The sequence below is a fragment of the Hassallia byssoidea VB512170 genome (genome assembly GCF_000817785.2).
Lineage (GTDB): Bacteria > Cyanobacteriota > Cyanobacteriia > Cyanobacteriales > Nostocaceae > Hassallia > Hassallia carrinoi.
In genome coordinates this window covers 91688-106173 of the sequence record NZ_JTCM02000001.1, presented here as the reverse complement: position 1 = coordinate 106173, position 14486 = coordinate 91688, and the positions used below count along the sequence as shown (strand labels likewise).

Below are 14486 nucleotides of genomic sequence, written 5' to 3'. Positions count from 1 at the left end.
ATTACAGATTTTTTCCTATAAAAGATTCTGTAATTGAAAAATCAAAGATAGTTTCAACAGTGTTGTGATTAGAACAATGCGCTCAAAAACAAAGAAATCTGTATCTAGATTAGTAGGAATTTGGACGTTTCTTTTACTTTTAATATTTAAAGGTATCTTTCCTAAACCTGCTTACGCATTCCTGTCATCTCTAGACGCTTGCGCTGCTAATCCTGAATGTGCTGCTGCTATAAGTTCTGAAGTAGCTCCTGCTGTTTCTGCTCCTACAGGTGCTGGGTTTGGTGCTTCAACTCTTAGCACTACTACTGCTGCTGGAGCTACTTCTTCTTCTGTGCAAGCTGTTGCTGAAATTTCTGTTGCTGCGAGGCTTGGTACTTTAGGAATTTTATACTATTGGAATCAGTCTCAAAATGATTTGGCTCAAAATAAGGCTAAACAAAAGTATTGTGCTGCTAATCCAAGTGATTCTGTTTGTGGATTCGCATGGAATGTGACTGGTCAGGGGCTTGCTAGTGGTATGCCTTATTGTGAACTTAGTGGTGTTTTTTATCCGCGTACACTTTATGCGACCAGTATTAGCTTTTCATCTTCTACTTTTACTGACGGTCCTTTTCAGGATTGTCCTAAAGATATAGTTGTGCTGGACGATCAGCTTTCACCTGAGAACTTTTTTGCTGGTACTGCCACATTTACTAAAATTTCTGATCCACCTCAGTGGAAAGATTGGCCCCAAGAAAAACGCAATGCGGCTGTTCAATTACTAAATAATTCTGACTGGCAAAGTTTGATTAATTCAATGCCATCAGCCGGGGTATTAAATCCTGGAGATAAGATTAATGCTCCTTTCATTGTAATTCCAGGGGAAGAGACAGACGACCCTAATACACCAGCAGATGAGCGTTTATTGAGGAAGGAACACGGATTCTTTACTTTTCCTGGAAGAAATGATTTTGATTATGACGCAGATGGGACAGCAGATTCTGCTGACCCAGAGCCGCAAAATCCTTCTGTGCCAACAGCAAGTAGTGGCTCATCTGGTTCCTCGTCTGACCCATCATCTACTTTGCCTGATTCTAATGAACCACTGGACACTTCCCAGGAACCAAGACCAGAACCATTATCGGAAATACCTGAAACTGCGCGAGCGAAAGACTTAGCAGAAGCAAAGGCTGCTGAACTGTATGAAAACTTGGGTAAAAAAGCACCGACTGCAACCGCTGTCGCAGTGGATACTGAAACTGGTAAGGTTTACTATGGCACTAGCGGTAAACCTTTACCCACAACAATCGATGAATATTTAGCAGAGCGAATGCCTGTACCTAGTGAAGAACCGTGGGAGGTTTCCAACTGTGCTGAGTTTAAGGCAGTCAATGATGCGCTGTTAGATGGAGCGAACATAAGAGATTTAGAAGTCCATACGGTTAGGACTAAAACAGGTCAAGCATATCCCCGATGTAGAAATTGTCGAAAAACTATTGATGGTCCAAACGTGACAAGCGACCCCTAACCCGTTGATTAATTAAGGACAATCTTGACATAGGAAAAGGAACAGTTACTTATGGCAGTATTTTCCGCACAAACAAGAGCATTGCTACAACAGGCAGGATGGAGCGAAAACCGTTGTGTGAATACAAGCGAATATGAGAAAAGCTTGCAGTCAGAAGGGTATCCTATTCATGCAGTTGTAGTCGATTTTTTGAAACGTTTTGGGGGTTTGCGAGTAGTATATCCACACTACCGCGTCAAGGACGAAAAAGATGAATTCTACATCAATCCGACTGTTGCTGTTGCAGATATTGGTTCAGGTTGGGTGGAAGAATATAGCGAACGGGTAGGTGTACCACTTTGCGTAATCGGTCAGGCTTTTAGCTATCATATGACTTTAGTGATGGCTCAAGATGGTAAAGTATACGCAGGCTATGACGACACATTGATTCATGTTGGGGACTCTGGAATTGATGCCATTGAAGCCCTTTGCAGCGGAAGGGATATGCCAAAAATACCCTGATGCCAAAACTCAAACATGAAAAACTGAAAAATGGGGCAGGCTAGAAGCCTAAGAACATTCTTCATTGCTAGAGCAGGCTGGATAAAGCCAAAACCGCTGTGTAGATACAAGCGAATAACAAAATGAATCTACGCTTATACAAATTTGATGCTTTAGAAAAAGAACTAAAAGGACTTCCTCCCCTTCATAGAATCGCGTTTGCAGCTTCTTGTTGCGAGAGGCTGCTTCCTAACTACAACGCTTTTTCTTTTCTGGAAAACTGGGGAGATCCTTCTGTACTGAGAACTGCACTTAATGAAGTTTGGCAAATCCTTCAAGGAAAGCCAGTAGATGCTGCTTTAATTCGTCAATTAATAGAGGATTGTGAAGATGTAATCCCAGACTCGGATGACTTTGGTGGCTTGTCTGATATGGAAGCACAAGAGGCAGCTATAGCGATCTGCAACACTCTAGAAGCCTGTCTAAATCCTACCCCACAGCAGATTATTAGGGTGGCGAACTGTGTTACAAACACCATTGATGCATTCATCCCTCACGGAGACAAATCTTTCAATGTCAGTGAGTCTAAAGTTGGATTAAAAAAACTGGAAGAGGCGATCGCTAGCCACCCGTTGGCAGTTCGAGAAATGGCTAAACAAAGCGAAGATTTGCGCTTGCTGAAGCAGGCTGAGAAATTAGATCCAGATTTTGTGGAATGGCTCCGCACCTCATTTAACAACGACGGAAAAAGCCTAATTGACTTAGCCTGAGCTTGATTTAACAGCATCGGCAGACTTTCTCAGTTCGAGGGGATAAAGTAAGAAAACTTTAGAAAAGGTAAGTAATTAAATTAATATGCCGGACGATTATCATTTACTTAAACTTGGTGGTCTGACATCGCTAATTACAAGTGTGAAGGTCTCTCTATGGGGAAACGAAGTATCACTTGAATGTGTGTACAATCCTGCTAAGGAGCGCTTGCCTTATGTGCTAATTTTTCAGGACTGTCACGACATAAGGTGGACTGTGCATGATTCAGAGGAAATACATGAACCAGAAGCTGACCTAATCGGCTTTTCTATGGGTATAAAATCTCATCAGGAAGCTGCTGTAATTACCACAGATATCTTTGAACTATCGATAATTTATGGTAGTTTTGTTCTCCAAAAAAATTGGTCAAGGGGTTCTTTGTAGTATTAACGGAACAATTACTGATGACGATACAAATTCTTCAAACCACAAAAGACAAGGCTGATATTCAATTTTCAATAGATGATCTGCTCATTTTAAATAACGCTCTTAATGAGGTATGTAATGGGATTAAATTGTCTGAGTTTAGTACAAGGATGGGGGCATCTCGCGAAGAAGTTAAAATCTTATTAAAATCAATTAACAAGCTAATTCATGCATTAAGGTCAAGTGAAACCTTAGATGTGAGGCTTGCTGATAAAGAAGGAAAACTTAAGTAAGCGCGGACAAGTGGAGAAGCGGATTCGCTGCGTTCCTTAATTGAGAAAACAATAGATAATTAGGGTACTGCACCTTCTATTTCTGTTTTTGCTGCGAAGACATAGTAGCATTATTAGTCGAGGTAGCAGTTGTAATATTAATCATTGGTAATTTCCCATCACCAGTCATCACCATCGGAAACTTACCATCCCATTTTTCTATCGCTTGCTTCTGTAAAAACGCTGGTGTTAAAGTTTTTTCTTGTAATTTTTGCGCTTCTGCTTCTCCTTTAGCGCGGTTGATATTTGCTTGAGCTTCTTGTGCTGCTTTATCAGCATTAAATTCTGCAAGTCTTGCTTGTTGTTCTGCTATAAGTCTTGCTTCTACAGCTTTGCTAAACTCTTCAGGGAAAGCGAAATTTACTATAGATACATCATCGACAATTACACCATAAGGCGCTAAACGATTTTTAAGTTCTGTATCAATTTCTGCTTTTATTTCTGCCCTTTCGGTAATAATTTCTTCTGTCGTTTTTTGAGAAATTGCTGCTTTCAAAACTTCGGAAACAGCGGGAGCGATTATTGTTGTAATGATTTGTTGCTCATCTCCAATTTTTTGATAAACTTTATTGACTCGCGTCGGGTCAACGTTCCAGTTTACAGCGATTTCTGCTGTCATTTTCTGGAGGTCTTTGGAAGTAGCATCAGCTTTAAAACTAGTATTTTGAATGCGAATGCTGATGTTTTTAACTGATGTGACAATTGGTGTAATAGGATGGATACCTTCATCAAAAACTCTATCTTGAACTTTGCCAAATTGCATGACAACTCCTCGTTCACCTGCATTCACGATGCTAAAGGGACGAAAAATAATTGCTAAAGCTAATAAAACTATTCCGCCGACAAGGTACAATGCGTGATGATGGTTATTAGTATTATTGTTTCTCAGACTTTCCATATTTTATCTGCTAAATTGAGTGATATAGTTTTGCTTTAGTGTCAGGCGAAAAAGATTTTTCCATCAGTAACATCAGTAAAAACACTCTTGCGGGTAACGATTTCGGAAAAAACTTTAAACTCAAACTTATTTAAACATGAAAATTTATCAACGTCATGCTTGGCAACTAACACTCTCTGAAGCGATCGCTATCCAAGAACAACTCCAAGCTGAGGTAATTACCGAAGATAAATTTAAAGAACCAGTTCAGTATGTTGCTGGGGTAGACATGGGTTTTGAAGCAGACGGGACGATTAGTCGGGCAGCAGTAGCGGTACTCAGTTTTCCCGATTTGCAGGTCATCGAGACGAGTTTAGCCTATCGTCCCACAACATTTCCTTACATTCCTGGTTTCCTTTCATTTCGCGAAATTCCGGCTGTACTCGACGCTTTAGAAAAGATTACAACAATACCAGATATTATTCTCTGTGATGGTCAGGGAATCGCCCATCCTCGCAGATTTGGCATAGCTTGTCATTTGGGTGTACTTGTGGATATACCGACAATTGGTGTAGCAAAATCCTTGCTGGTTGGTAAACATGAAATATTACCAGAAACAAGAGGCAGTTGGCAACCACTTATACATAAGGGTGAAACGATTGGCGCCGTTTTGCGATCGCGCACCAAAGTCAAACCACTATATATCTCCAGCGGTCATCGCGTCAGTCTACCAACGGCTATTGACTACGTATTGCGCTGCACGCCAAAATATCGACTGCCAGAAACTACTCGCATTGCTGATAAATTAGCGTCTAACAGATAAAGCAAAGCAAATTCCCCAATTCAGAAATAAATCAAAAATCGGATTTTTTGCCACAAAGCTGACAATCTTCCCATTTTTTTGTTATAACATCAATGAATATAAAGAAAGCTTCATACAATCCGGATCGCCGAACCGAGAGCAAAAGCCGTTAATTTTCAACGCAGGCTAAATAGTCTCTGTGCCTTACGCTTTCTCAGTTACAGCCTTAAATAAATTAAGTAAAAGTTCCTATTTTTCCGCCTGAGATTTGCCTTTACAAAAATTTTAAAAAATATACAATTATAAAGATTTAATTATATAGCTTTTGTGCATGTCCTTTTGTCGCTGTATATGAGTATCATTTTTGCTCAATGGCTCAAATAAATTTTGAAAGCGTCTTTTTTGCAGACGCTGCTAGAACCACCACATAAACCTGTACACGGAAATTTGCCTAATGACACCGGATAAGCAGTTCTTCGCTGATAAAATTTCGCTAGACGGAAAAACTTTTGTACATGCCGAACAAATACCTATCCCAGAGTGGGCTTGTGTAGTAACACAAAGACCACAACCGACACTTACTGTTAAAGATGATGATTTATTTTTCGTCACAGACACTATCGGCAATATATCTGGTTGTTCGCTCAACGACAGCAACCCCAGTATGGGACTGTTTTGCTCTGATACGAGATTTCTCAGTCGTTTGGAGTTGCAGATTGAAGGGCGATCGCCTGTTCTCCTCAGCAGCACTGCCGATAAAGGATTTTCACTTTCAGTTTTGTGTACTAATCCCAGAATTGACGATCGCCTAAATGCCGACACTGTAGGAATTTGCCGCGAACTTGTCCTCAACGGGGCACTATTTGAAGAAATAGAGATATCCAATTATAGCACAACTCCCATCACCTTTGAACTAACTATCAGCTTTGATGCGGATTTTGTCGATTTATTTGAAGTGCGGGGCTATGACAGACAGAAACGCGGTAAACTTTTGCGCCTAGTAGACCCAACAATTGAGGAAGCAATACTAACAGGTGATGGCGTTTCGCCGATACAGACAACAGCGACAGCAGAAATGTTGACACTAGCCTATCAAGGTCTAGATGGCTCAATCATGGAATCGCGCATTCAATTCCAGCATCGAATCCCCGATTATTTCAAAGGTTACACGGCGGTTTGGCGGTTTGAATTGGCTTCCCACGAAACCCAAAAACTGGGTTATCGGGTGAACATGTTAACAAACAACAAATCTAGCTCTACTGTAAGTGCCCCTGCCACCCTAGGACAAGCAAAAGCCGCTGAGGTGATGGAAGAACAGCACTGGGGACAACAAATTACCCGAATTCGCTCAGATAAAAGCTTATTTAATCGAGTCATCGAACGAGCTGAACAAGATATGTATTTGTTGCGGCAGTCTTTTGGCAAGCATAAAACTGTTTCCGCCGGTGTGCCGTGGTTTTCTTCACTATTTGGGCGGGATTCGCTGATTACAGCTTACCAAAGCTTAATGTTAAATCCGCAAATCGCCAAAGAAACTCTTTTTCTTTTAGCCGCATACCAAGGTAAAAGTGAAGATGATTGGCGGGAAGAGGAACCAGGTAAGATTTTACACGAGCTGCGATTGGGAGAAATGGCGCGTTGTCAAGAAATTCCCCACACGCCCTACTACGGTACTGTTGATGCTACTCCTCTGTGGCTGATGTTGTATGCTGAATACTACACTTGGACTCACGATCAAGAAACTTTAGAGCAACTTTGGTCAAACGCTCTAGCTGCAATGGAGTGGATCGATCGCAATACTAAAGAAACTAGCTACTTAAGCTACTATTGCAAATCTAAACGCGGTCTTGCTAACCAAGGCTGGAAAGATTCTGGTGATTGTATTGTAGACCGCAAGGGAGAATTAGCAAGCGGACCTATTGCCCTTTGTGAAGTGCAAGCTTATGTGTACGCTGCGAAAATGCGTCTGGCAGAAATTGCCAGGATGAAAAAGCGGCTTGATTTAGCTGACCGCTGGCAAGAAGAGGCAAGAAACCTAAAGGTTCGTTTCAATCGAGATTTCTGGATGGAAGACGAGGATTTCTGCGCTCTTGCTTTGGATGGAGACGGTAAGCATGTAGATAGTATTACCTCAAATCCCGGTCATTGTCTGCTTTTAGGAATTTTCACCCCTGAAAAAGCTTATAGTGTGGCAGAGCGGTTGCGGGCACCGGATATGTTTAATGGTTGGGGCATTCGCACCCTAAGTAGTTTGTCACCAGCTTACAATCCGATGGGGTATCATATTGGTTCAGTTTGGCCCCACGACAACGCGCTGATTGCAATGGGTTTGCGATCGCTCGGTTTAATCGATCAAGCTTTAGAATTGTACCAAGGCTTGATCGATATGACTAGCCAGCAGCCCTACCACCGTCCCCCAGAACTTTTATGCGGCTATGAACGTAACGGTGATAACGCTCCCGTGCAATATCCTGTCGCTTGTACTCCTCAAGCTTGGGCTACTGGCAGTATCTTTCAATTACTGCAAATGATGGTCAACTTGGTGCCTGATGCTCAAAATAACTGCTTGCGAATCATCGACCCCGCTTTGCCAGAGTCGATTAATCGTTTGTCGTTTCACAATTTGCGCGTTGGTGGTACCGTTCTCGATTTAGAATTTGAACGCTCTGGTAACACCACTGCTTGTCGCGTCGCCAAAAAACGCGGTAATCTCCGCGTAGTTATCGAAGCTTAAATAGAGAGTGGGGAGTGGGGAGTGGGGAGTGGGGAGTAGGAAATTCACTACTCCCTACACCCCATTCCCCGCTTAAATAGCGAGTAGACAGTAAAAAATTCACCACTCCCTACTCCCTACTCCCCATTCCTCGCTTAAATAGGGAGTAGGCAGTAAAAAATTCACCACTCCCTAGTCCCTACTCCCCATTCCCCGCTTTAGCCTTCTTCCTTCTCACTCTTTTGTCCTGGGGAAGCTTCATAAAGAGCGTCTAATTGTTGACGAGCATCTTCAACGTTGACTGAACGCATTACCAATAGAGGTTCTTTAATTAAATTTCCGGAACTGTCTAATAACTCTGGATGGGGTATAAATTGTTTTCTTGATGACATATATGCTGAGTTTCCCTGCCCCATTGATGACCTGGAATAAGTTCGATCTGTGTCAAAACTGAACATCACCAGGTTGCGAATTAAGTTGGCAACGGCTATAAAAGCAAGGATGGTAAAAGCAAGAATGTAAAGTAAGTGTAACATCGGTTTTTCCTCTAGGTGCTGCGGTTTTAAAAATTTATGTTGTCGTTTTGGGTGGGGTTTCCCCACCCCTACTTTGCTTTGGGCGGGACTCCAGGGTAAGGCGAATACTTAACGCACATAAGGTGCGCTTATGTCGATGTGAGACAATTTTTTTAACTGTCAGTCAATGTTAAGTATCATAAAATACAATATTTTCTTAATTCAAAGGATTTGAACGATTTTGTAGTATCTCTTCGACTTATATACCGTTTTGCTATTGCCAAGCAGTTTAGCAAAGTTCTCATCTAAAAAACATTAAACTTCTCGATCTTGACGCAAGCGCATCGCCACTTGCCAACATTCTGTAACTAATTTATGCCAAGGCATTAAGGTTTCCATCTCAATACCGACTTGTCCGTCAGTTGCAGCAAACAGCATTTTCGCCGTGTTCACTTTGTCTTGAGCCTGCTTGACTCGCAACAGTAGATCCGATTGCTCCTGGTCACTCATAAATGAGAGTTGCTCTTTTTCCAGCAATTGACGCGATCGCGCAAACCAATACTGAAAATCTTCCAACAACGGCTGCAAAACCGTTTTCAACAACTCTGGCTCTGGTAAGTTTGAGTCTCGCATAAATCAGAGGCATATTTCTAACTTGCTTACTAATATTAACGTTATTTACATTTCTTTACATTTTTCTTATATATGTCAGAAGACAGAAATAGTTATATTTTTGTAAAAAACGTTAAGATTTAATTATATGAGCTACACCAAAGGTTTGTACAGTTCCGATAGGTATAGCTGTACTTGCAGCATTAAGATAGATGCAGCTTTATGAAAAATTTATATTAAAGTTGAATTATGATAAATATGATATGATGGAAGGGTTTTGATATAATTTATGAAAACAGCTGATCGTACAGTCAGTTAAAAAAATAATCTTTCAGACTTTGCAGAGATCAACTGAAAGCGCTTATTTGAAAGATATATTTAATACTGCTAAATAAATTAAATAAATCTATAAGATAAAAAGAATTTATATTACAGTTAACGTGCAACTATTGCAGGGCGGCAAAGTAACTAATCGCTCTTTTTGTGTAAAAGAGCATCATAAAGGAAATTGAGCCGTGATGTTAAAGTGCATCCATGATAGCTTTAAACCTGACAAAGCAAAAGAATTGAAGCCCTTGTTATATTTGGGTATATTTTTTGAAACTTGAGCGATCGCAAATCATCATATAATTATTTAGCCAATGGTTCAACAGCCGATGTCGCCACAATCATCTTCAAACCAAGCAGAACAACTCGAAAAAATGTACTTACCGCGTAGCAGCGAATCGGAAAATTTGCGAAAGATTCGTCACACAGCTTCTCATGTGATGGCGATGGCAGTACAAAAGCTGTTTCCCAAAGCGCAAGTTACAATTGGTCCGTGGATTGAAAACGGCTTCTATTACGATTTTGACAGTCCCGAACCATTTACCGACAAAGATTTGAAAGCCATCCAGAAAGAGATGGTAAAAATTATCAATCGCAAAATTCCCGTAATTCGCGAAGAAGTTAGTCGGGAAGAAGCCGAAAGCCGAATTCAGAAAATTAACGAACCTTACAAATTAGAAATTCTCCAAGATATTAAATCCGAACCAATCACCATTTACCACCTGGGGAATGAATGGTGGGATTTGTGCGCCGGACCTCATGTCGAAAACACCGCCGATTTAAACCCGAAAGCGATCGAATTAGAAAGCGTTGCCGGCGCTTATTGGCGTGGAGATGAAACCAAAGCGCAATTGCAACGCATTTACGCCACCGCTTGGGAAACTCCAGAACAACTTGCCGAATACAAGCGACGCAAAGAAGAAGCGCAACGCCGAGATCATCGAAAATTAGGTAAAGAACTGGGATTATTTGTATTTTCTGATTTAGTCGGACCCGGTTTGCCTTTGTGGACACCCAAAGGAACTTTATTACGGACTCTTCTGCAAGACTTTTTGCAACAACAACAGCTAAAACGCGGTTATTTGCCTGTGGTAACGCCCCACATCGGCAGAGTAGATTTATTTAAAGTCTCCGGACACTGGCAGAAGTATAAAGAAGATTTGTTTCCGATGATGGCGGAGGATGAAAAAGCCGCAGCAGATGAGCAAGGCTTTGTTCTGAAAGCGATGAATTGTCCTTTCCACATTCAAATATATAAGAGTGAGTTGCACTCCTACCGAGAATTACCGATACGCCTTGCGGAATTTGGTACCGTTTACCGCTACGAACAATCTGGGGAATTAGGCGGTTTAACTAGAGTGCGCGGCTTTACTCAAGACGATGCTCATTTATTTGTCACCCCAGAACAGTTAGACAGTGAATTCCTCAACGTGGTGGATTTGATTCTGTCAGTGATTAAGAGTCTGAAATTAGATCAGAATTTCAAAGCGCGACTCAGTTTCCGCGATCCAGCTTCAGATAAGTATATTGGTGACGATGAAGCTTGGAATAAAGCTGAAAGTGCGATTCGTCGTGCTGTGGAAACTTTGGGGATGGAACACTTTGAGGGAATTGGCGAAGCGGCGTTTTATGGTCCCAAACTAGATTTTATCGTCAAGGATGCTTTGGATAGAGAGTGGCAGCTCGGAACGGTGCAAGTAGATTATAACTTGCCTGAACGCTTTGATTTAGAATATGTAGCTGAAGATGGTTCTCGCAAACGTCCGGTAATGATTCACCGTGCGCCTTTTGGTTCTCTTGAACGGCTGATTGGTATTTTGATTGAAGAATATGCGGGGGATTTCCCGTTGTGGTTGGCACCAGTGCAAGCGAGATTGTTGCCGGTGAGTGATGAGTTTCTACCTTTTGCCAAAGAGGTAGCAGCGAAGATGCAGGTTTTGGGTATCCGTGCGGAAGTCGATTTGAGTGGCGATCGCTTGGGTAAACTCATCCGCAATGCTGAGAAACAAAAAATACCCGTGATGGCGGTAGTCGGAGCGAAGGAAGTTGAAAGCAACAGCTTAAGTATTCGTACACGCGCTTCAGGGGAGTTAGGAAGTATACCTGTAGATGAGGTGATGGAGAAGATGAAGGAAGCGATCGCTAACTTCGAGAACTTTTAAATTGAATCACAGATAAACACAGATAATTAGTTCATCTGTGTTTAATTAAGTCAACCTAATTAACGTAAAATTGGAAAAATAGATCCCCGACTTCTCAAAGAAGTCGGGGATCTGGGTGTTAGTTTATTTATACCCACCTACTTATCATAATTTGAAGAAAACACGATTAAATTTATCATTCATTATCCCCTTAAATTGGCGGCGTGAGTTATGACTAGCCTCGTACCCAAATCTGAATCAACTGATATTTTTTATCCAAGTTCGGATGGTGAACCTTTGGCAGAAACTTCTGTTCATGCTGATGCAATTATTAACACTGTTGTTGCTTTGCGTCAGTATCTTGCGGGTAAGTCGGCAATTGTTTTGGCAGATCAGTTTCTCTACTACGCTCAAGGTTATCCTCGATTGAGGGTAGCTCCAGATGTAATGGTAATTTATAATGTTGCGCCTGGAGCTAGAGATAATTATAAGATTTGGGAAGAAGGACAAGTACCATTAGTCATTTTTGAAATGACTTCTCAAGGAACTAGAGAGCAAGATATCAGTTTCAAAAAAACTTTGTACGAACAGTTAGGAGTACTGGAGTACTGGTTATTTGACCCGAAAGGAGAGTGGATTCCCGAACAACTGCGGGGTTATCGTTTAATTAGACAAGAGTATGAGTTAATTACAGATAAGCAAAGTGAGGCTTTGCAGCTGCGATTAGAGATTGACGAGCAATTGATTGCTTTTTACAAACAGGATACAGGAGAAAAGTTATTGGCTCCTGGGGAGTTAGTAGAAGCGCTACAGCAAGAGATTTTAGCACGAGAACAAGCGCAAGAGCAAGCAAAGCAAGCTGAGGAGCGAGCAAAACAAGCTGAGTTACAGGTAGAAAGGTTAAAAGAACAGTTGCGTAGACGCGAAGCGGCTTGTCGTTAGACATCGCTTGGTGTCGATCCTGATGCTGTAAATAACTCGTAAACAAGAGCGATCGCTACATAACGTGGGCTAATAAAGCTTATTTTTATAATGCAGCATTTGTTTTAACTAATTCTGGCTCCATATATGTCTATTAAGATTTAAGTCTTCAACAATTCCCAGCATCAACTGTATATTTTCAAAGTATTCTCGCATAGGCGCAAAACTTAACATAGTTTTAAACAGTTTAGGTTCAAATACATCTTCTGCATACTCAATGGCAATATATATCATATTGTCTACAAAAGAAACGTAAATATTCCTACCAGCTTTCTTTCTAAAATTAACCAGTTTTGCCATTAAGTTCGTAGATAAAATGTATCTTGCTTCTACTTGGTCATTGCCATAGACAGTGAAAAATTTGGTAAATTCAGGGTCTTCTAGTTTAATTATCTGTCTTTTGCCTATGTTTAAAGAATGAATATTTGAATTAATAATTGTTGGAATAATTAAAGTCTTGCCTTTTGAGTTTTTCGGAAAATTAGCTGAAAAAAATAAACCTTTAAAAAGGCTCTTTCTGGATACTTTGTTGCTAAATACTTCTTCTGCAAAATGTTGATAATCTATTTTCTGACCTTTTAGCATTCGGCTGACAATATAAGGCAAAGCCTTAATAAGTTTGATTAACAAAATAATAGTATATAAAGGAAGCATTAATACAAAAATACGTCTGGTAATAAATCTCGGTATCATGAATGAATTTAATATTCTTATATGTTGTGGAAAATCCAAGTATTTAGCCCAAGCATGATGCACTTCTACTTCAGCACAAATTTCTGAAAAAAAGATGGGTGTCTCATGCAGTTTCCCAAAAATACATTCGTTCTGGGTAATTTTATTCGGCTTTAAGAAATTTTGAAAAAGCTGGCTGTGGATGAAACCAGACAAAGTATAATCTCTGTCTGCATCTGATGAACAGCTAGAATAGCTAAGATTTTTATCGGTGTTAATAAAATCAAAGATTTTTTCTATAATCTTTGATTTAAAGCCGCTAGTATAAGTTTCTGTTGCAGAAGTGTAAAAAGCAACCCATATCCACAGACAACCTAAAAACCCAAATAAAAATATAAAGATAATTAAAAATGGCGGACTTATTTTATGTACTAAACAAAAAATTATATATTCTGTAGGAAATAACTTAATTAGGAATCCAACTATAATTAATAGAATAATCCCAACAAAGCTGATAGATTTCAGTACTTCTTTTCTCGTTGCTTCAGTAGCCTTTAAATCACTGATTAAATTCTGCTGACAGAAACTTTTGAACTCACTTAAAGTTCTCATTTTCATTTTCACAGCAGTAGATTGTTTTGGTGTAGATGTAGATTGATGTTCGCAGGTGGTTGATTCTGTTGCTGAAGACGGCACTTCACCCTCTGGTAATAAAGTCAAGAGAAATTGCTGTGCCCAAATCTGCGTAGCTTGTTGCTCACTTGTGGTAAGTTGCTGACAGAGTGCGATCGCATTGTCTAATTGTCCATTGGCTTTATAAGCTTTCACCAACCACATCTGTGCTTGAGAATAGTCTTTTGTATTCGCATCAGTTCTTTGACAAAATTCTTCAAGAACTTGAACAGCTTCAATGTAGCGCCTAAATTTTAGCGCTTTATATCCTTGTGCCAGTAGTTCGGTTGCTTCCTTTGATGACAGAAATATTTTAGGGGCAATAGATGAAGTTTCTTGTTGCAGATTTTCTGGTGTTACACAAGACTCAGCAGATAAAGATGGCATAATTCGCTGTGCCCAAGATTGCACCTGGAGATTTTTACTTTCTGCAAGTTTAGAACATAATACGCGAGCTTTTTCACGTTTTCCAGTACAGTGATAGGCTTTAACTAAAGTTATTTGTGCTTGTAAGTATTCCTTAGATACTGCTTTAGAAGTTACTTCGCATTGACAAAAGTTTTCTAGCAAATCAATAGCTTCTGAGTAGCGTCCTTGCTTAATAGCTTCCAACCCAGATTGAAGCGCTTCAAAAGATGACATATAAATTTTTACCCAAAATTGCAAAATTAAAATATTA

The 14486-nt window shown here is 40.3% G+C and carries 13 protein-coding genes; 9 read left to right on the top strand and 4 right to left on the bottom strand.

Going from position 1 to position 14486, the window contains the following annotated elements; translation table 11 throughout:
- Positions 1–76: 76 nt before the first annotated feature.
- From PI95_RS00535 to PI95_RS00515, 5 genes are all read left to right on the top strand, one after another.
- Positions 77–1507: a YwqJ-related putative deaminase gene (locus tag PI95_RS00535; RefSeq protein WP_039753029.1), complete on the top strand. Its 1431-nt coding sequence runs from the start codon at positions 77–79 to the stop codon at positions 1505–1507.
- 51 nt (positions 1508–1558) lie between these two features.
- Positions 1559–2008: an SUKH-3 domain-containing protein gene (locus tag PI95_RS00530; protein WP_039753030.1), complete on the top strand. Its 450-nt coding sequence runs from the start codon at positions 1559–1561 to the stop codon at positions 2006–2008.
- 122 nt (positions 2009–2130) lie between these two features.
- Positions 2131–2757: a YjaG family protein gene (locus tag PI95_RS00525; protein WP_039753031.1), complete on the top strand. Its 627-nt coding sequence runs from the start codon at positions 2131–2133 to the stop codon at positions 2755–2757.
- A gap of 256 nt (positions 2758–3013) precedes the next feature.
- A complete protein-coding gene (locus tag PI95_RS00520; RefSeq protein WP_163518471.1) occupies positions 3014–3181 on the top strand; it encodes a hypothetical protein in 168 nt (55 codons plus the stop codon).
- A 20-nt stretch (positions 3182–3201) separates the two neighbouring features.
- On the top strand, positions 3202–3456 hold the full coding sequence (locus PI95_RS00515) for a hypothetical protein (RefSeq protein ID WP_063842462.1): 255 nt from the start codon (positions 3202–3204) through the stop codon (positions 3454–3456).
- 76 nt (positions 3457–3532) lie between these two features.
- On the opposite strand, the gene PI95_RS00510 is transcribed toward PI95_RS00515, so the two are convergent.
- Entirely contained in the window at positions 3533–4393 is an 861-nt protein-coding gene (locus PI95_RS00510; RefSeq protein ID WP_039753032.1) for a prohibitin family protein, read from the bottom strand.
- A gap of 136 nt (positions 4394–4529) precedes the next feature.
- On the opposite strand from PI95_RS00510, the gene nfi reads away from it, so the two are divergent.
- The gene (nfi, locus tag PI95_RS00505) at positions 4530–5195 is read left to right on the top strand and encodes a deoxyribonuclease V (RefSeq protein ID WP_039753033.1); all 666 of its coding nucleotides are present in this window, start codon (positions 4530–4532) and stop codon (positions 5193–5195) included.
- A 433-nt stretch (positions 5196–5628) separates the two neighbouring features.
- Complete coding sequence (locus tag PI95_RS00500; RefSeq protein WP_039753034.1) at positions 5629–7908, top strand: amylo-alpha-1,6-glucosidase; 2280 nt, start codon at positions 5629–5631, stop codon at positions 7906–7908.
- Positions 7909–8105: 197 nt separating this feature from the next.
- On the opposite strand, the gene PI95_RS00495 is transcribed toward PI95_RS00500, so the two are convergent.
- Positions 8106–8423 carry a DUF2973 domain-containing protein gene (locus tag PI95_RS00495; RefSeq protein ID WP_039753035.1) on the bottom strand — a complete coding sequence of 106 codons (318 nt, stop codon included), beginning with the start codon at positions 8421–8423 and terminating at the stop codon, positions 8106–8108.
- Between the two features lie 294 nt (positions 8424–8717).
- Positions 8718–9035: a DUF2605 domain-containing protein gene (locus tag PI95_RS00490; protein ID WP_039753036.1), complete on the bottom strand. Its 318-nt coding sequence runs from the start codon at positions 9033–9035 to the stop codon at positions 8718–8720.
- A gap of 620 nt (positions 9036–9655) precedes the next feature.
- Here PI95_RS00490 and thrS point away from each other — a divergent pair.
- Together thrS and PI95_RS00480 are read left to right on the top strand one after the other, a co-directional pair.
- Entirely contained in the window at positions 9656–11503 is a 1848-nt protein-coding gene (thrS, locus tag PI95_RS00485; RefSeq protein WP_039753037.1) for a threonine--tRNA ligase, read from the top strand.
- Positions 11504–11713: 210 nt separating this feature from the next.
- Positions 11714–12424 (top strand): Uma2 family endonuclease, encoded by a 711-nt coding sequence (locus PI95_RS00480; protein ID WP_039753038.1) that lies wholly within the window; start codon positions 11714–11716, stop codon positions 12422–12424.
- Between the two features lie 108 nt (positions 12425–12532).
- Here PI95_RS00480 and PI95_RS00475 read toward each other — a convergent pair whose 3' ends face one another.
- Complete coding sequence (locus PI95_RS00475) at positions 12533–14449, bottom strand: DUF3137 domain-containing protein (RefSeq protein ID WP_039753039.1); 1917 nt, start codon at positions 14447–14449, stop codon at positions 12533–12535.
- Between the last annotated feature and the right edge of the window lie 37 nt (positions 14450–14486).

Coding starts and splice junctions, on each gene's coding strand:
- PI95_RS00535 (WP_039753029.1), top strand. CDS start 77: ATGCGCTCAAAAACAAAGAAATCTGTATCTAGATTAGTAGGAATTTGG.
- PI95_RS00530 (WP_039753030.1), top strand. CDS start 1,559: ATGGCAGTATTTTCCGCACAAACAAGAGCATTGCTACAACAGGCAGGA.
- PI95_RS00525 (WP_039753031.1), top strand. CDS start 2,131: ATGAATCTACGCTTATACAAATTTGATGCTTTAGAAAAAGAACTAAAA.
- PI95_RS00515 (WP_063842462.1), top strand. CDS start 3,202: ATGACGATACAAATTCTTCAAACCACAAAAGACAAGGCTGATATTCAA.
- PI95_RS00510 (WP_039753032.1), bottom strand. CDS start 4,393: ATGGAAAGTCTGAGAAACAATAATACTAATAACCATCATCACGCATTG.
- nfi (WP_039753033.1), top strand. CDS start 4,530: ATGAAAATTTATCAACGTCATGCTTGGCAACTAACACTCTCTGAAGCG.
- PI95_RS00500 (WP_039753034.1), top strand. CDS start 5,629: ATGACACCGGATAAGCAGTTCTTCGCTGATAAAATTTCGCTAGACGGA.
- PI95_RS00495 (WP_039753035.1), bottom strand. CDS start 8,423: ATGTTACACTTACTTTACATTCTTGCTTTTACCATCCTTGCTTTTATA.
- PI95_RS00490 (WP_039753036.1), bottom strand. CDS start 9,035: ATGCGAGACTCAAACTTACCAGAGCCAGAGTTGTTGAAAACGGTTTTG.
- thrS (WP_039753037.1), top strand. CDS start 9,656: ATGGTTCAACAGCCGATGTCGCCACAATCATCTTCAAACCAAGCAGAA.
- PI95_RS00480 (WP_039753038.1), top strand. CDS start 11,714: ATGACTAGCCTCGTACCCAAATCTGAATCAACTGATATTTTTTATCCA.
- PI95_RS00475 (WP_039753039.1), bottom strand. CDS start 14,449: ATGTCATCTTTTGAAGCGCTTCAATCTGGGTTGGAAGCTATTAAGCAA.